This is a genomic window from Actinoplanes sp. NPDC049599, assembly GCF_044465625.1.
Lineage (GTDB): Bacteria > Actinomycetota > Actinomycetes > Mycobacteriales > Micromonosporaceae > Actinoplanes.
This window is the reverse complement of record NZ_JBITLX010000054.1, coordinates 1-16,821: the sequence shown is the minus strand read 5'-3', so window position 1 is coordinate 16,821 and position 16,821 is coordinate 1. Positions and strand designations below refer to the sequence as shown.

16 protein-coding genes and 1 pseudogene are annotated in these 16,821 nt (G+C 66.6%); 6 read left to right on the top strand and 11 right to left on the bottom strand.

The features are described 5' to 3' along the window. Window positions 1-238: 238 nt before the first annotated feature. Window positions 239-1,519: an ATP-binding protein gene (locus ACIBQZ_RS42750; RefSeq protein ID WP_396094691.1), complete on the bottom strand. Its 1,281-nt coding sequence runs from the start codon at window positions 1,517-1,519 to the stop codon at window positions 239-241. A gap of 426 nt (window positions 1,520-1,945) precedes the next feature. Between ACIBQZ_RS42750 and focA the strand changes: the two genes are divergently transcribed. Next, entirely contained in the window at window positions 1,946-2,812 is an 867-nt protein-coding gene (gene focA / locus ACIBQZ_RS42745; protein WP_396094690.1) for a formate transporter FocA, read from the top strand. A gap of 351 nt (window positions 2,813-3,163) precedes the next feature. On the opposite strand, the pseudogene ACIBQZ_RS42740 reads toward focA, so the two are convergent. From ACIBQZ_RS42740 to ACIBQZ_RS42730, 3 genes and pseudogenes are all read right to left on the bottom strand, one after another. Further along, window positions 3,164-3,262 (bottom strand): annotated as a pseudogene (locus tag ACIBQZ_RS42740) (type II toxin-antitoxin system HicA family toxin); the annotation flags it as partial. 118 nt (window positions 3,263-3,380) lie between these two features. Further along, window positions 3,381-3,596, bottom strand: a complete 216-nt coding sequence (locus ACIBQZ_RS42735) for a type II toxin-antitoxin system HicB family antitoxin (protein WP_396094689.1) — start codon at window positions 3,594-3,596, stop codon at window positions 3,381-3,383. 466 nt (window positions 3,597-4,062) lie between these two features. Beyond that, window positions 4,063-4,566: an HXXEE domain-containing protein gene (locus tag ACIBQZ_RS42730; RefSeq protein ID WP_396094688.1), complete on the bottom strand. Its 504-nt coding sequence runs from the start codon at window positions 4,564-4,566 to the stop codon at window positions 4,063-4,065. Between the two features lie 69 nt (window positions 4,567-4,635). Here ACIBQZ_RS42730 and ACIBQZ_RS42725 point away from each other — a divergent pair, with 69 nt between their 5' ends. Beyond that, entirely contained in the window at window positions 4,636-5,247 is a 612-nt protein-coding gene (locus ACIBQZ_RS42725) for a TetR/AcrR family transcriptional regulator (protein WP_396094687.1), read from the top strand. Window positions 5,248-6,207: 960 nt separating this feature from the next. Continuing rightward, complete coding sequence (locus tag ACIBQZ_RS42720) at window positions 6,208-7,371, top strand: amidohydrolase family protein (protein WP_396094686.1); 1,164 nt, start codon at window positions 6,208-6,210, stop codon at window positions 7,369-7,371. A 330-nt stretch (window positions 7,372-7,701) separates the two neighbouring features. Here ACIBQZ_RS42720 and ACIBQZ_RS42715 read toward each other — a convergent pair whose 3' ends face one another. Then, window positions 7,702-7,896, bottom strand: a complete 195-nt coding sequence (locus ACIBQZ_RS42715; RefSeq protein WP_396094685.1) for a hypothetical protein — start codon at window positions 7,894-7,896, stop codon at window positions 7,702-7,704. A gap of 588 nt (window positions 7,897-8,484) precedes the next feature. Between ACIBQZ_RS42715 and ACIBQZ_RS42710 the strand changes: the two genes are divergently transcribed. Next, the gene (locus tag ACIBQZ_RS42710) at window positions 8,485-9,069 is read left to right on the top strand and encodes a sensor histidine kinase (RefSeq protein ID WP_396094684.1); all 585 of its coding nucleotides are present in this window, start codon (window positions 8,485-8,487) and stop codon (window positions 9,067-9,069) included. Window positions 9,070-9,480: 411 nt separating this feature from the next. On the opposite strand, the gene ACIBQZ_RS42705 is transcribed toward ACIBQZ_RS42710, so the two are convergent. Together ACIBQZ_RS42705 and ACIBQZ_RS42700 are read right to left on the bottom strand one after the other, a co-directional pair. After that, window positions 9,481-9,669, bottom strand: coding sequence for a hypothetical protein (locus ACIBQZ_RS42705; RefSeq protein WP_396094683.1), 189 nt, complete (start codon window positions 9,667-9,669; stop codon window positions 9,481-9,483). Beyond that, on the bottom strand, window positions 9,669-10,103 hold the full coding sequence (locus tag ACIBQZ_RS42700) for a hypothetical protein (protein ID WP_396094682.1): 435 nt from the start codon (window positions 10,101-10,103) through the stop codon (window positions 9,669-9,671). The genes ACIBQZ_RS42705 and ACIBQZ_RS42700 overlap by 1 nt, the downstream gene beginning before the upstream one ends. A 228-nt stretch (window positions 10,104-10,331) precedes the next feature. Between ACIBQZ_RS42700 and ACIBQZ_RS42695 the strand changes: the two genes are divergently transcribed. After that, entirely contained in the window at window positions 10,332-10,685 is a 354-nt protein-coding gene (locus ACIBQZ_RS42695; protein WP_396094681.1) for a type II toxin-antitoxin system RelE/ParE family toxin, read from the top strand. Next, the gene (locus ACIBQZ_RS42690) at window positions 10,682-10,981 is read left to right on the top strand and encodes a multiprotein-bridging factor 1 family protein (protein ID WP_396094680.1); all 300 of its coding nucleotides are present in this window, start codon (window positions 10,682-10,684) and stop codon (window positions 10,979-10,981) included. The genes ACIBQZ_RS42695 and ACIBQZ_RS42690 overlap by 4 nt, the downstream gene beginning before the upstream one ends. A 148-nt stretch (window positions 10,982-11,129) precedes the next feature. Here ACIBQZ_RS42690 and ACIBQZ_RS42685 read toward each other — a convergent pair whose 3' ends face one another. The 4 genes from ACIBQZ_RS42685 to ACIBQZ_RS42670 all read right to left on the bottom strand — a co-directional run bounded on the left by ACIBQZ_RS42685 (window position 11,130) and on the right by ACIBQZ_RS42670 (window position 16,300). Beyond that, window positions 11,130-11,771, bottom strand: a complete 642-nt coding sequence (locus tag ACIBQZ_RS42685) for an integrase core domain-containing protein (RefSeq protein WP_396094679.1) — start codon at window positions 11,769-11,771, stop codon at window positions 11,130-11,132. 409 nt (window positions 11,772-12,180) lie between these two features. Next, window positions 12,181-14,706: a DUF262 domain-containing protein gene (locus ACIBQZ_RS42680; RefSeq protein WP_396094678.1), complete on the bottom strand. Its 2,526-nt coding sequence runs from the start codon at window positions 14,704-14,706 to the stop codon at window positions 12,181-12,183. 544 nt (window positions 14,707-15,250) lie between these two features. After that, window positions 15,251-15,595: an excalibur calcium-binding domain-containing protein gene (locus tag ACIBQZ_RS42675; protein ID WP_396094677.1), complete on the bottom strand. Its 345-nt coding sequence runs from the start codon at window positions 15,593-15,595 to the stop codon at window positions 15,251-15,253. A 45-nt stretch (window positions 15,596-15,640) separates the two neighbouring features. Then, the gene (locus tag ACIBQZ_RS42670; RefSeq protein ID WP_396094676.1) at window positions 15,641-16,300 is read right to left on the bottom strand and encodes a DUF4253 domain-containing protein; all 660 of its coding nucleotides are present in this window, start codon (window positions 16,298-16,300) and stop codon (window positions 15,641-15,643) included. Between the last annotated feature and the right edge of the window lie 521 nt (window positions 16,301-16,821).

Here is a 16,821-nt window from a genome sequence, read left to right as displayed (position 1 = left end):
CCGCGCCTTTATGTCTCAATCAGACAGGTACGGGCGTTTCCTGCACACTCTGGACACTCACCGAACGCACGCGGTCCCTTACCCGGAATGGCTCATTGACGGCGAGATTCCGCATGGCCGCCGCGGCCGGCATCGACGGGGTCCTGCTGCGTGACATCCTCGATTACTCCGAGCGCGCCCGAACAGGACGCCGCCGCGCCCTCGACCAGATGGCACCTGACGTCGAGGACGACGAGTTCTATCGCCACGCATTCGACCAGAGGGTGTCCAAGGGAAGCACCGACGTGCCGTCATCGAATCGGAACGTCAATGCACCGGTGTACAACACCACGGCCGAAGCGAGTCGATCACCGAGGCGGGCGCGGAGCGCTCTGATACCGGCGAGGTCGGACTGGTCAACGCGGGTGCCGGCTTTGATCTCGAACGCAAAGACCATGCCGTCATCGCGCTCCAGCACGAGATCGACCTCCTGGGCCTCAGCCGTGCGGAAGTGGCCTACGGCGACCGGTGCGTCCGACCAGCTCACCTGTCGGAGAATCTCGCCGACAGCGAACGTCTCCGTCAGATGGCCGTACTCCGTCAATGCTGCCGGATCATTCGTGGCAATCTTCTCCGGCGTAAGGCCGAGAAGCCACGCCATGACGCCTGAGTCAACGAGGTGGACCTTCGGTTGACGGGCCACTCGAGAACCCAGCGTCGTCCCCCACGCGGGCACTCGCCGAACGAGGAAGACGGCCTCGAGAAGCTTCAGATAGTTTTCGGCGCTGGACTTCTCCATCCCTACTGCCGAGGCGGTGCTGGCGATATTGAGGATTTGACCGGACCGGGCGGCGAGAACGCGCAGGAGCCGCGGGAGCATCTCTCGCTGACGTACTCGGGCCAACTCCAGCACGTCACGCTCGATGACAAGATCAAGGTAATTCGCGAACCAGCGCGATCGGGACCGTCCCGGCGGTCGTCGCAACACGACAGGCATTCCGCCGGAGGTAATCCGGCGGGCATATTCGGCCCGCGTCGTCGTGGATGGCACAGAGCCGAGCGACACATCAGCGCCATCGAGCAGCCTGTTGACCATGGAGACGCCGGTTGCCCCGTCGATCTCCGCCTGAGTCAGGGGCAGCACCTCCAGGATGTCGACCCGACCTGTCAACGCCTGTCCTGCCTCCGGCAGGGTCACGTACCGCGTTGATCCGGCCAGGACGAACCGTCCCGGACTGAGGTCCCGGTTCAGCTCGGCCTTAATCGCACTGAGCAGGTCCGGGACGTGTTGGTACTCATCGATCAGGATCGGGCCGGGGCCACTGACAAATCGCCCGGGATCGGCACGAACCGCAGCTCGGGTGGCGGGATCGTCGCAGTCGATGACGGGGCGTCCCAGCCGGTCGCCGAGAGCATGCAGAAGAGTGCTCTTGCCGACGGTTCGAGGACCGTTGAGCACCAGTGCTGGTTCCTCGGTCAGGCGACGGGCCAGCACGGCCGTGAGATGGCGCGGAGCGATACCAGTGAGTGAGCCCTCCACGACATGCAGGCTACCGTGTTCCGCGTCTGCAGGGTAAAAATTTCCGTACTTTGCAGGTTCTGGATTCCGTATCTTGCGGGTCGGAAGTTCCGCGCTGCTGCTGCGTGCCGCACTTTTTCGCGTCCCCACCGTCCTGGTCACGCCTGGATCGGCAGGTTCTTCGGCTGGCCGCGTCAACCCTCACCACCGCTGCGACAGGCACGTGAGCTGGGCTGGTACACAAACCCGGTCCGCGCTGGGGGCCAGGTGGATGATCCGCCTGCGGGGACGCCATGCCCGGAGCCATAGCCTGATCGACCGTTTGGATCGCGCCCGACTGGACTGACTCGGCTATCGGGCTCGGCCGGTGTGTGGTGACCATCGGCCGGTCCCGGTAGTTCCTTTTACCCGTGCTGACCGGGCATGTCCCTGCCTACGATCTGGCCCATGTCTACGATCTCTGAGCCGTTCATGCTCAGTCCGGCCCAGATGGCTCAGACGGCCGAGGACGCCGCGTACGGCAAGGCCACGAGCAAGCCCCTGAAGTCCTTCATGCTCGGGCTCACCGGTGGTGCCTTCATCGCGCTGGGGTTCGTCTTCTACACCACCAGCCAGGTAGGTGCGGCGAACCTGGCCTGGTGGGGCGGGGCGAAGGTGGTCGGCGGCATCGTCTTCGCCACCGGTCTGGTGCTGGTCGTGCTGACCGGCGCGGAGCTGTTCACGTCCTCGACATTGACGCTGACGGCGCGGGCCAGCGGGCGCATCACCTGGGCTCAACTCTTCCGGAACTGGGGCGTTGTCTATGTCGCCAACTTCGCGGGCGCCCTGACGATTCTGGCGCTCGTCTACCTCGGCGGCGTCTGGCGCAACGCGAACGGCGCCTGGGGCGGGGTGGTGCTGCACAGCGCGCTGACCAAGGTCCAGCACACGTACGTGGAGGCCTTCACGCTCGGCATCCTGTGCAACCTCATGGTGTGCCTGGCCGTATGGGCCGCGTACTCCGGCCGTACCGCCACCGACAAGATCCTGGCGGTCACCATGCCCGTGGCCCTCTTCGTCTCCACGGGCTTCGAGCACTCAGTGGCCAACATGTTCATGATTCCGCTCGGCCTGCTGATCAAGGACAACGCGGGCGCTGACTTCTGGGGTGGCGCCGGGCTCGTCAAGGACGACTTCGCCGACCTCACCTGGTCTCATTTCTTCCTGCACAACCTGGCCCCCGTCACCCTTGGCAACATCGTCGGCGGCGGCATCATGATCGGCATCTTCTACTGGACCATCTTCCGCCGGTACCGCACTACCGGTCGCCCCTGACTGCCCGGGTGCCCGCCGACGGCCGGCCGTCTCACCGTCCCAGACGGACAGCGGTGGCTGCGAATCCGGTCATCGGCCCGCTGGCATATCCCTTGAGCTGGTCAAACGTCGCGGTAGCGGGCCACCGGTGACGACGGTGGGGCGGTTCGCGTGGTGCAACGTCCAGCCCAACCATGCGAAACGGACACCCAAGAGGACCCCGAAGCGGATACCCAGGTGGCCGAGTTCGTCGTCGATCTTTGCGAACCAGGCGGAGGGCTGTCTCCGGTTGTGGCACGGCCTCTGTTCCCCGGCGACTTCCGAAGGCTCCGATGTTGAGCTGGGGTGGCTTGGTCCGGCGTGCGGACGAGCTCAGGGCGCGAGCTGCTCGATCGTCATGCCGACATCGTTAAGAATGCCCCGCAGGGTGCCTTTGGCGACGTCGCGGTTGCCGTGCACCGGAACCGTGGTGCCACGTCCGTCCGGTGGCGCATGATGTGGTGGCTGCCAGCGATCCTGGCCACCTTGACGCCGTGCCGCTCCAGGGCGCGGACGATTCGACTGCCGGAAACCGACGGGAGCGGAGGCATCAGGCGGCGGCGACGGTGATGGAAAGCTCGCGGGGAACGCCGAACTCTTCGATGAGGCCGGTCAGTGCCTCGCGGAGGTCCTCGAGCGCGGCTTCCTCGGTGTTGCCTTCGCCGTGCGCTCCCAGGCCGGGACGCAATTGGGCGTGTGCGCACCACACGCCGTCCTCGTCGCGTTCCACGACGACCGGTACCGTTACCGTGCGAGATTCGGCCATGTCGCGACCTTACCGCGATCCAGCGATCCTGGTTTAGCGCGTTCCAGCGGCCACCATCGACGCCGTGAGCTGGTCAAACGTTCGGATATCGGGCTGGCGCGACGGTTCGCCGCCGCCGTGGTCTGGCCATCGGCACCGGCAGGGGATCACCTGCGACCGTCAGCACGGATTTCGCATTCTGGTACCGCAGGCCCACGATTCTGGCTCCGGGGGGCGACCCCCGGACACCCCACGGTGCGGTGGTTGCGCCCACCGGCCGAGTCGCGCTGGGTGGGAGTGTCGATCATTGCTTGCGCCGTGAACTGGTCAGATCTCCCGGCAAGGGATCGCCGAAGACGGCGACGGCGCGGTTCGCATGGTGCAACGTTCGGCCCACTTTGATCTTGCAGGCGAACCGCTAGGTGGCGGTGCGACAAGGCGGCGTGCGGAGGTAGAGGCCGGCGCATACCTCGTCGATCGGTGCGCGTCAGCGGCGCAGCAGGCGGTATGTCAGCGCGTGGATGCCCACCAGAACAGGGCCGACCGTGAGGGCGACGGCGGTGGCGCGGCTGTCCGCCGCCGGGATGCCCGCCAGGGCCAGTCGGCGCCGGGCCCACACCCAGTACGGAATGACCAGCGTGGGGGCCGTGGCCACGCCGGTGACGTAGCGGTGTGCGGCACCGGCCATCGCCAGATGGCCGAAGCCGTGCAGGCCGAACGCGGGCACGCCGCCGCGGAACAGTGCGGAACGGCCCTGCGTGCGGACGCCCTCAGCGGCGGCTGCAGCGGTCAGCGCGCCCATCATGGCGATCGACAGGCCGGCGTGCCGCGGCGAGACACCGTCACGGCGCAGTGCCTCGGGCACGGGTAGGCGCTCCGGCAGCCGGCGCAGGATCTCCCGGCTGCTCTGGCCCATGGTCAGCAGTTCTTCCAGGTCGTGTATGGCCCAGGCGCCGAACAGGCCGAGCGCGACCTTGGTCATCGGGGTCATTACCGTCTCCATATGGCCGTGATTCCCTAATACGAAACTGATAGTATCGTATTAGGGAGCCGCGGGAAGGTGACTTTGACGACAACAGCGCGAACCGGTCCGGGGCGTCCGCGCAGCCGGGACGCCACCGCCCGGGTGCTGGCGGCGACGCAGCGACTGCTCGACGAGCGTGGGGTGGCTGGGCTGCGCATCGACGACATCGTCCGCGAGTCCGGGGTGGCCAAGACGACGATCTACCGGCGGTGGACGTCGTTGACCGGCCTGATCGTGGCCTCAATGGAGGCGGCGCTGGGGCCCCGCCCGCTGCCGGATACCGGTGACGTGGAAGCCGACCTGATGACCCTGACCCGGGTGGTGGTGGAGTCGATGGCCCGCACGCCGCTCGCCCGGGCGCTGCCGCTGATCGGCCTGGAAGTGTTGCAGCAGCCGGAACTGGCCGCCGCGTACCGGGCCAGGATCATCGACCCGGTACGCGAATACGGCATCCGGCTGGTCCGCACCGGCGTGGCCCGGGGCCTGTTCCGGGCCGGCACCGACCCGGCCTTGGTGGTCGACACCGTCGCCGGCCTGATCGTCTACCGGTCCGCCGTCCTGCACGAGAGTCCGTCCGCCGGGGATGCAATGGCGGTCGCGGAGATGATGCTCCGGTCGATCCGGGCAGAACCCCGCGGCGCCGGCTGACCCCGCGTCGCTCGGCGTGCCTCCGGCTCGCATGGGCCGAGCCGGCGCTGTTCCGCGTGTTTTTTCTACGGCAGTCCTTTGCCGCGCCGGGCACCGTCGGCCTACAGCCTGGCGCGGCGCCGGCGGATCTCCTCGCCGACGTCGGCGCGGCGATGACCGGCGCAGTACCAACCGTGCACTATCTGCCGATGTGCGGATGTTGCATCGACGGCGAAGGATGCCGCAGTCGGGTCATCGGCCTGCGTGGTCCGGGTGGTACAGCAGGAAGTTTGTGATGCCGTTGGCGTCCGGGCACAGCCGGGCTCTGACGTCCGCGGCCAGGACCGGACGCTCGCGCGCTGCGGTAGCGGCAGCCCGGGCGAGGACGCCACAAAGCCGTTCGACCTCGGTCGAGTCCGTTGTTCAGACGCGTCCTGCCCGCGCCGGTGCTCAGGCGGCAATGACAACCCGACCAGGGTTCGTACCGGCCAAGCGTAGAAGTCCACCACGCTGACGCGTGCGCCCGGGCACCTGGTTCGGACAACCGGCCTGAGCACCACATTAATGGTCGTCTCAGATTCGCTGGGTACGAAGTCGGCGTCAGATAAGCGAGGTAATCCGTCGGCAGGAGGCTGGTGATGACAGTGGAGGCAGCGCCGTCAGGGAAGCGCCGCCCGGGCTACCAAGGTTCGGGGCGTCCACCATGGCTCCGGCGACGGCGTACCCGGTCGCCGCCTGTGGGTCGCACCCTCACAACACGCCGCGGCCGGCCGGCACAGCACGCGCGCGGGCGAGCGGTTCCTCGAGCCCGGGCAGGGACGCGAAGACCCCTGGTCTCGGCCGGCAGTGCTTCGGCGGGACCGGCGCCGAGGGGGATACGGCTCGGGTGCAGACCTTGGCGACGAAGGCTCGATCTGAAACATCTCGCAGACAGATGGCGTACGGATGCCACACCACACAAACACCTGAAGAGAGACTGACATGAAGCCCATGGGACGCCGCAGCTTCCTGGCCGCCGCCACGGCACTCGGCATCGGCGCCGGCGTGTCCTCGCACGCCATTGCCTCGGCGGCGAGCGACAACAAGAAGACTCCGGAGCAGGCTCCGGACCAGAACGCGGGCAAGACCGCGGAAATTTACCAGCGAGACCGGGACCTGCCCTTCATCGGCGCCGAGGAGACATTTTCGACTCCCACGTTGTTGAAGCTGAACTCCATCAATGAGGATCACATAGCTTTCCTCAAGGAGATTGGTCTTGCGGATCTAGGCCAACGCCGCATCGGCGACATGGACGCCGGGGGACTCGACGTTCAAATCCTCTCTGCCCATACGCCGTCCGTACAAAATGTCCCGGGGCAAAGGGGCATCGACCTCGCCCATCGTCTTAACCGGCAACTTGTATACGGGCCAATCGCCAAATATCCGGGCCGCTTCAAGGCTTTCGCCACCTTGCCCTTGCAGAGTCCGGAGGCGGCGGCGGACGAACTGGAACGCTCGGTTCGGGAAGATGGATTCTTGGGCGCACTGACCAACGGACACATCACGAAAAAGTATCTCGATCATCCCGATTTCGAGCCTGTGCTGGCACGTGCTGTTGCTCTCGATGTGCCGATCTACCTGCATCCCGGCTATCCAGCTGACGAGATCTTCAAGATTCTTTACAGCACCACGCGGTCTCAATACACAAAAGAGTTCCAACCCTACATTTTCAGCGGGTCTGGATATGGCTGGCATCAGGAGGTGCTGACCCAATGCATTCGGATGATCACGTACGGGGTTTTCGACAGATTCCCCAAACTGAAGATCATCATCGGCCACATGGGTGAAGGTCTTCCCTTCTACTACGAGCGGATCGTCAATGACATGGGCGAGCCGACCGAAAACTCGCTCAAGAAGCCCTTCGGGCAATATTTCCAGGACAACTTCTGGGTCACAACCAGCGCATTCCCCCAGACCGCACTGCTCGATCTCCTGCTGAAGTACATAAGCGTGGATCGGGTGATGTTCGCAACCGACTACCCGTTCGCGGACATAAAGGCGCAGACCGACTGGTTCCGCGGAGTCGCTTTGCCACGCGAGGACAAGGAGAAAATTGCGTTCCGAAATGCAGAGAAACTGTTCAGAATGAAAGTGCCTGCGAAGTGACCCGCCGGCGTCGGTAGCAGTAGCGACTCTCCTGAGATCCCCGGCGCGTCGACCCGCCTGGTTATCGACAGCGCGGTTCGCGAACCCAGTGCTGTTGCAGTACGAGGCCTTCCCGCCGGAGCGCGAGGGCTTGAACCGGCGCCGCTGCCAGGAACCGATGGTGTGCTCGCGCATCGTCTGTTCCGGACCTCGAAGCGGCGCTGCCGCTCAACGTCGTCGGCGCCGCGGCGGCGGTCCAGGCGGTGTTGCTTGGCGATGACCGGGGCGGGCCGAGGACGGCTGCTGTTCGTGACCGGCAGCGCGGTGGTGAATCCGCGTGCCGGCGGGCCGCTAGTGCGGTCGCGGGTTCGCCGAGAAGGCGTACGTCGATCTGCTCGCCGTGGCGTCGGCCGGCTTGGGGATCCAGGTCGCGCGTCGGGTGGTGCGGGGGCGATCGGCGCCGGGCTGCGGCATGAGCCGGATGTCGTCGCCGATCAGCTTCTGGCCAGCCGACCCGATCCCGCTCGGCGAGTACTCCGGCGTCACGGCCGCGATCAGCGCGGTCCGGGCCGGCAGTTCCGCGACACCTTCGGCATGACACCGAGGCGCTGGCTGGGCGTCATGCGGTTGCCGGAGGCGCAACGCCTGCTGGAGGCGACCTCACTGACCGTCGACGACATCGGTGCGATACCTCCGCGCGGGGCGGGTCCGACGGGCACGAGCTCGCCGGCCTGGCGGTGCTCGACCCTGTCACGACAGTGCGGAGCGACGTCGATCGGCTCCTCAGCTATCCGTACGTGTCGCCGCGCATCCGGGTGACTGGACTGGCCTACGACGTCAAGACCGGCATGGCCGAGATCGTCGTGCATCCGTGAGCACGGCACAGTGGCGGCGACTTCAATACTGACCTCAGGTTGATCGGGGAGGATGAGCGGCAAAGCATCGACGGGAAGGGGGCGGGCCGGCGTGCGGATCTTGATCGCGGATGATGACGGGGGCCATCCGTGGGTCGCTGGAGCGGGTGCTCCAGGTCGAGGGTTACGACACCAGCACCGTCGCCAACGGTCTCGCCGTGCTCGACGGGGAGGGCGGGGCGGGCGGTGACGCGCACTGTCGGCGGAGAGCCGGAATCGGTTGCTCAACGATCTCGGCACCCAGGTGGCCGAGTTGAGCACCCTGGCCGCCGAGCTGACCGAGGTGGCGCGCGGTGACCTCAGCGACGAGAGCACCGAGCTGCTCGACCTCGCCGACGTGGTGGTGGCCGCCGCGACCCGGGCGCGTTCGCGCGTGCCTGACATTGAGGTCGCGCTCGACGTGACCTCGATGTGGGTGAGCGGGCGTCCCGCTGCGCTCCAGCGGGCGGTGCTGAACCTCATCGACAACGCCGGCAAGTGGTCGCCCGCGGACCAGCCGGTCCAGGTCCGGCTGCGTGCCGAGGGCGCGTCGGCGGTGCTCGAGGTCGACGACGCCGGGCCGGGCATCGATGCGGTTGACGTACCGCGGGTGTTCGACCGGTTCTACCGTGCCGACAGTGCCCGGGGGTTGCCGGGATCCGGTCTGGGGCTGTCGATCGTGCAGCGGGTCGTCCACGCCCACGGCGGCCGGGCCACCGCCGGCCGATCCGCACGCGGTGGCGCGCTGCTCCGGGTCGACCATCCGGCCACGGCCCCGCCCGCGCCGATCGCGCAGCCCACCGCCGGGGACAGCGCGGTGCGCTGACCAGCCCCTGGGGTGCGCGGGTCCTCGTCCTTCTGCAGCGCACCGTCGTGCCCAGATTCGTGGCTGAAGTACGACGCCATCTTGATCCCCCGGCCTGGTAGCGCAGCCGTCCGAGGCGGCTGAAGGCGCGTCTGAATCAGGCTAACGAGCTGGTCGAATACCCCTTGAAGTGGCCATACGTCCCGGCATTGGATCGCCGGTGACGATGATCGGGTGGTTCGCATGGTGCAACGTTCGGCCCACTCTTCCAGCCTGGGGGCGACCCCAGACCCCACGGTGCGGTGGGCGCGTTGGCCGGGTCTGTTGCGCTGGGCTTGGTCGCCCAGGCAGCTATCGTTGCGTGAAGGACCTGCCTGGACCGAGGTGTCGTTAGCATCTCGGTCCAGGCAGGGCCCGCTTCTGTCCTACCTTCTACCGCAGCCGGCGCGCGGCGAGGTAGAGCGCACCGGCGATGACCGGCACCGCCGCGGCGGGGATGCCAAGCTGCGTGCCGGCTTTCTTCGCCGCCGCGATGGCGGCTCCCGCGACCGTCGCCAACACGATGAACTTCGAAATCTCTTCCATCACTCCTCCTTTCTTGTCCTTGAACGGGAATCGCATCACTTCTTGGATGCGAGGTATGCGACTGCCAGAACCGCGCCGAGTGCGCCGACGAGCATGAGCGCCTCGCGTTGGTCGAGCGTGGTCTTTGGATTGACCGGCACGATGAGCTCAGACAAGGCTTTGCCGCAGTGCGGGCAGCTTCCGACCGCCAGCAGGTCTCGCCCGGTGATCTCTTCGCCGCACTTCGGACAGTCGCCGATTCGGTGATCCGCGCGCTCAGCGAAGGCCGTCAGTGTCGCCAGCTGAGCCTCCGCCGTACGTAGTCTCGCGTCCAACTGGTCGACGGACCGGCTGTCGGAAGCAGCTGCAAGGCCGCGCTCGAGGAGATCCGTCACTGCCGCGGTGAGGGTGACACCTTGGCGGGTGGCGTACGCGTCTGTCGCCTCCTTGAGGTCTGGAGGCACGCGGGCGTAGATGACGTCTTGAGCCATGACGGAGATCGTAACGATCAATCTTGCGAACCGCAAGTCCATTGCAAGCAAATTACTCGCACATTTGCCAGGTGGGCAGCTTGCCGGGGCCGACCCTCTGACGGACCAAGAACGTGACCTGCTGTTGTGTCGCCGCGTTTGGCATTGCGCGAACCGGTGCGGTGGTCGGCGTTCAGTCCGGTGGATGTTGTGCTGCCTTGCGGGCGCTCGTGGTATAGCATCGTTGCTATGGCCTGGGGTGTCGTTGAGCTGGAGCCGGAGGTCGAGAAGTGGCTGGAGAGCCTGCCGACTGCACAGTTCGCCCACGCGGCGTTCTACGTCGATCTGCTCGCTGAGCAAGGGCCGCTGCTGGGTGAGCCTTACACGAAGCAGCTCGATAGGAAGCTGCGCGAGTTGCGGTTCCACCTCGAGCGGCGGGCGGTCCGGATCACTTACTGGATCGCGACCGACAGGAGGATCATCCTGCTGACGGTTTTCCACAAGACGCGGATGCGGGACGAGCGGGAGATCGACCGGGCACGCCGGGCATTGGCACGGTGCATCGACGAGGCACACGAGGTGGACGAGGGGACTAGGTCATGAGCGAAGGTGGCGGTTGGGCCGCTATGCGAGAGCGGCGGCTGGCCGAGTCGGGTGCCGTCGAGGCGTACGATGCCGCGCGGCTGGCGTTTGAGCTCGGTCGTTCTGTTCGGGAGCTTCGTGAGCGTCGGGGTTGGAGTCAGACACAGTTGGCGAAGGCCGCGGGGATGACCCAGTCCGCAGTGGCCCGGTTCGAGGCTGGTGGGACCGTTCCGACCCTGGCGGTGCTGGAGCGTTTGGCGACCGCGCTGGATGTGAATCTCAAGGTGGGCTTCGAGCCGCGCGGCGAGGCGGCTTGAGTTGCGGGACGTCGCCGCTGTGGCCTTCGTTCTGTTCATCGGGCACCGCCGCGAGCCTGCGACCTGGTCAAACCTTCCGGCAGCGGATCACCGGCAACCGTGATCTGTGGTTCGCGCAGCGACGCGTCCGGCCCACGCATGCGATGTCTCAAGACATCGGAAACCCCTGAACCCACGGTTGTGGGTTCAGGGGTTCTTCTTTTTCGGTGTGGGTCCTGGGGGTCGGCCGGTGGGCTGGTAGCGCTTGGTGGGGTCGAGGACGAGTTCGCGGAGGAGTTCGCCGGCAGCGGCGTCGATGATCCGGATGTTGAGGTCCTGAACGAGGACGAGGACGTGGGTTCCGGTGTGGGTTCGTCCGACGCCGATGGAGTAGAGCTGCCCGCCGTAGCGCAGGGTGATTTTCCCGGCTTGGTCGATGCGGTCGTGGCGTAGTCGTTGGTGTGTTTCGGGAGCGGTTTGACCGCCGGGTTCGGCTTTTTGGGCGGGCCTGGTAGGCCGTGGCCGGGGTGGCGTGCCGGGGCAGGGATCGGTGCGGGCGGCGGTGGTTGTACTCGTCGACGAAGGCGTCGATCAGCGCCTGTAGCTGGGCGATGTCGGTCGGTTGCGTCGGCTGCCCGCGTAGCCATTTGTCGGGGGTTTGCTGGAAGCGTTCGACTTTGCCGCAGGTGCTCGGGTGGTTGGGCCGCGAGTTCTTCTGGGTGGCTTTGAGGCGGTGCAGGTCTTGTTCGAGGCCGTTGCGGCCGCGGCTGCCGCGCAGGCTGCCGCCGGACAGGCGGGTGGTGAACACCATGCCGTTGTCGGTCAGTGTCGAGGCCGGGATCCCATGTGTGTCAACGGTTTCACGGAACTTCTGCCGGACGATGGAGCCGGTGACTCTCGGGTGGGCGGTGACGGAGAGGGCGTAACGGGAGTGGTCATCGATCCAGCACAGGATCTCGGTGTCGGTGCCAGGCCGGCCGTCGGGGCGACCGGGCCGGCCCTTCGCTGTTGTTCGCCGTCGGGATGCGGAAGTGCGGGGTCCGCGGTGGCATGAGCGAAGGTGACGCAAGCATTATCGACCGGTTCCTGCGCGACCTCGGCGTTCCCGCCACGGCGATTCCGGTCCGTTTGGACGAGCGGGCTTCGCTGTACCGCTCGCTGCTGGCCGCCCGGCACATACCGGCACCGAGTGGATCTCCAGAGGGGTAGTGGATGGCTCATCAGACCGTGATCACATTGTCCTCATCGGACAGATGCGCCTGCTCGTAGAACCATTGCAGGTGTTCGAGCAGCATCTCTGCGGCACCTGTTTCGGTGAGGACCTTCAGCGGGAAGCCGGGGCGCAGGGTCAGCTTCGCGGCGGCGATGTCAACTCCGGGAAGCTGGTTGAGCCGTTGCCGCAGTTGGTCACGCAGTGCCACGTCGTCGAACGGCGAGCGGCTGCTCAAATGCTGGAAGACCACCTCGAACTTCCCGCTCGGGTAGACGGTCGCCGGCCAGAGGTCACCCTCCTGGTGGCCGCGCTCGCGGGCCATCAGGAAACACGAGGTTTCGGCTCCGTCGCCGTAGAGCAGACTGCCGCCCAGATCCGTCCACCGGTCGAGCAACGCCAGCGTTGCCCCGGCGACTCGGCTGTCCTGGAGTACACCCAGTTGCTCGGCGAACCGGCCGGCACGGGTCTGGGCCTCGGCCAGGCGGGGCCGGGGGAGGCGCTTGGGCAGGTCGTCCGGGTCGCCACCGCTGAGCTGCGCCAACTCGTCGAGGTCGATTCGCTGCGCCGGGTCGGCCACCCCGTGCTCGTTGAACTTGACACCCTCGGCGGTCAGCACCGTAACCGGGTCGTCGGTGCGGCCGTCGGGCCAACGGAAGCCCGGCGAGACGGTGCCTTCGGCCTGCAGCACCCGGTGCGCGTTGGGGAGCGGGACCGCTCGCAGGCGGTTGCCGACCGGCTGCGGGGCGGTGCCGATCAGGGCGGCCAGGTCACCGTACGTCGTCCAGGAACCCGCAGGCAGGGCGGCGAGCGCCTTGGTCATCAGGTCCCAGCGCACCTCGTTCTGATCGGTCGCCTGCGCGGTCGGCCCTGGCCAGTAATTGATGACATGTTCGGCGAGCGCCTCGGCGCGCTCGTGGATCTGCGGCCGACCCCAGCGTTCACAGTCGATGATGTACTGGGTGAGTCGCAGACCGCTCTTGGCCAGCTGTACCCGTTTGACGGGGAACGGGCTGTTGCCGAGCTCGGCGTTGTAGCCGGTCAGAGTCAGGTTGCCCAGGGTGTGCACCAGGGCGTCGTGCACCTCGGTGACGTTCTCGTCGGGGTTGAGGTCCGCGGCCAGCATCCGCTGCCATTCCGGGCCGATCTTCTGCGGCAATACGTGTTCGATGGTCAGCTTGCCCAGCGAAACCGGCTCCTTGCTGCCGAACGACTCCTCCAACCAGCGCATCACCAAGGTGCGCTGCGAAGCCCGCCCGTTGGTGTAGAACGGCAGCGACCGGACTGCGTGCCGTACGTCGTTGTCGGTGGCGTAATACTTGCGCCCGGCCGACAGGTAGGCGTGCACCGCCTGGTCGACCGGCAGGTCCTTGTTCATCTCGGTGACGATCGACAACAGGTTGCGGTTGATGTTCGCGGTGGCTCGGCCGATGAGCAGGCGCCGCACCAGGAAACTCTCCACATAGTGCAGCGCTGACGCGACCTGCGCGCTGGTCGCGGTTTGCTGGCTGCGCCGATCCAGCAGGTGCAGGACCACCGGGTAGACCGTCGTGGTACCCCAGGCGTAGAGACGTTCGAGCCGGAACCGTACGTCGGGGTCCTGCTCCTCACCGGGATGCAGGATGAGCCGCAACAGCTCACCGAGCCGTCCGAAGCGGCGCACCTCGGCTTCGACCGCATCCTCGGTGACCAGTCGATCGAGCTGGGCCTGCTGCCGTGCGTAGGTATCACCTTGCGTGACACGTGCATCCCGATGCACGAGATCGAGCCAGAACAGCAGCTCCAGCTCCGCCGAGGTGAGCCGGTCCTGCAACGGCAGCCAGTGTGCGTCGTAGACGGCCTTGCCGTGGGTCGGCAGGCGCATGAACAGGTAGTTGCGCAGGAGATCGGCCTGGGTCAGCTTGAGCCCGGTGTTGTTCAGCGACTCGAAGATCCGGTAGACGTTGTCGCCGGCCTGTGCGGTGACCGACACTAACCCCAGCCCGAAGATCACCGCTTCCTCGAGGCGCTGGATCTCCGCCGCGACCTCCGGCTCAGCCAGCCGTGTGCAGAAGAATCGGTATGCGACGCCGACCGAGCCCTCACCAGCGAGGGCCGAGGAGTCGACGCAGGCCACGTACGCGTCCAGGTCGGCCTGGGTGGGTACGAGCTTGAGTCGGCGCTGCGGAGCGTACTTGTTGATCAGGTATTGCTCATCGAGTCGGCCCTGATGCTCGCTACCCTCAGCGGCCACCCGGTGGTCACGGATCGCGCAGAGCAGGATGGACAGTGTCGTCAGCCGCTGCTGACCGTCCACCACCAGAAAATCCTGGACCCCGGACGGGCCGTTCTTCGGACTGGGTGCGAGCACCAGAGAACCGATGAAGTGCGTCGCCGCAGGGTTGTCCACGCGGTCCTCGGCGAGCCGGAGTATGTCCTCCCACAGTCGTTCCAGCTGGTGTTCGGTCCACGAGTAGGTCCGCTGGTAGAGAGGTACCTGGTATTGCTTGAGGCCTTCGAGCAGGCCCTGCAGGGTGGTCTCGGCTGCTGCGACCATCGGGGGTAGTCACCTTAATCTGTTTCGGCCCGTTACGGGCGACGTCGTTGTCCGAAGCAGGTTGATGTTGGTTACCGTGCGGGGTGTCGCCGCCCTTGTCCGGGCGGCGGATTCAGCGTCGAGGCGTAGCTTTCGCCATCCACGAGCGCATCGGCGAGGCTCAGCCCACAGCAGCCATCCGATCCCACTCGGCGACGATCAAACTCCTTGGTCCGATGAGCCGCTTCGGGGGAGGAGCGCCGGGATGGCGGTACGCTCGTCCGTCGTGCGGCAGACGTCGCCGTGGGGATGCGGCCGGTTTCGGCGATCCAGTAGCGCGGCTCGGCCTGACGGATCGTTCTTCTGCTGAGCGGTGACCTTCTTCCGGTTGTCGGCTTCCCCGCGATCTCCGCATGCACGCGGCGATAATCCTCGCTTGCGTACGGCAACGCCATAAGTCGAGGATGTCGGCTTGGCGACTGACCGGACGTCTGGTCGTCGCGTGGCTGTGGCGGCGGTAGCCCGCATCGGCCGGCGGCTTCGGCCACTGCATCGCTGCGGAAGTTCAGGTGTCGCAGGCAACGCCGTCGTTGTCGCGGTCCAGGCCCTTGCGGTAGCCGGGCTCGCCGCGGCGCATCGGTGCGGCGCCGGCGGCGCGGGCGTCGGCGCAACTCGAGTTGTAGGCGGACGCCGGTTCCGGCTCGTCCTCCTGCTGCTCAAGCTCCTCCTCAGCCTGGCGGGCCTCCTCCTGCTGCTTACGCAGGTCCTCACGCTCCTTGTCCCGCGTCTGCTGCTCGGCCTCCCGCGATGCTTCGGCGGTGGCCTCGATGGACTTCCGGACCGCGTCCGGTGTCGCCTCAGTTGTTGTCGGCACCAGGTCGGCGATGGTGTTGGGCTGCGCGGTGGTCACACTGGGCGTCGGGGGGAGAAGACCGCGGCATCCTCCCTCCCCGGGTCAATCCCACCAGAATTCCCACTGCGCAGTATCGACCAGTTCGGCCGCATAGTCTTCCAAGGACTCGGTGCCCTGGGTGATGTTGTCCGGGCAGAAGGCCAGATGCTCGGCCGCGATCAGGCGGGCATGTGCCAGGTCCATCGGTGGCGCGGCCACACTGAGGATCATGGTGTCGAAGCCGAGTGCGATCAGCCGGGCGCCGAAGCGGTCCTCCCAGCTCCGCAGCACCGCGGAGATCCTGGCGGTGTCGCTTTCGTGATTGACCGGACCGGCCCAGCCGATCAGTGCCGGAATGTCGGCGCCGCGTGTGCACCGGACCAGACCGAACCGGGCGTCGGTGTCGCGGTCGAAGTCGACCAGCAGCTCGGCCAACTCGGCGGCGTGCTCGTCCGGGTGCGGTCCGTCGCCAGGCGGTGCCAGACCCGGCCAGCCGTCGAGGAACGGCGCGATGACCTCACCCATCTCCTCGAGCTCATCGTCGGGCGGCACCTGGCCCTCGAACCACTCCCGGAGCAGCGCGGCGGGATCGTGGTCACCGGGATCGCTGGTGACCCGGCGGCGATCGAGTTCCTCGCTCTCCCACGGACGCAGCGGTGTCTCGGGGGTCAGACTGTTCAGGAACAGCGGCCACAAGCCGGTCCGTGCATACTGCGCGTGCACGGTGCTCCACCAGCCGGACTCGACGGGGGACCGGCTCACCCAGAGCAGGCCCTGCGCTGAGCGCCATCTCCCGTCGGTCGGGTCGCTCTCCAGCCGTGGCCTGCCGTTTCGCTTGAAGAACATGCGCCGAAGACTAAACAAGCGGTACGACAGTTTCCCGACGCCTGAGTCGATCGCAATCCGGATCTCGCTGTCAGTTTTGGGGCTCCTTCGGAGCGCCGCGCATGCGGGAAAATCGGGTGTGGTCGCTCGCTGACGCCGGTCGTCTTTGGCCCTGGTGAGGCCGTCTGTCAGTTTGGCGCTGGGAGCCCGCCTGATGGGTTGCGCATTGTTGCCATGAGCACGAGGGTCCGACTCTTTGATCCCCCAGGGTTCCCGCGGGCGGCCATGCCTTGTCGTGGCGTGGAAGGAGCGTGATGCGGGAGATGAAGTTCCACCCCGGGACCGGACACCGGAGTTTCATGCCGCGAGGGCGATGGGTGGACGGTAGCAGACACGTGCTTCGCGTGGTGTCTGGTGTT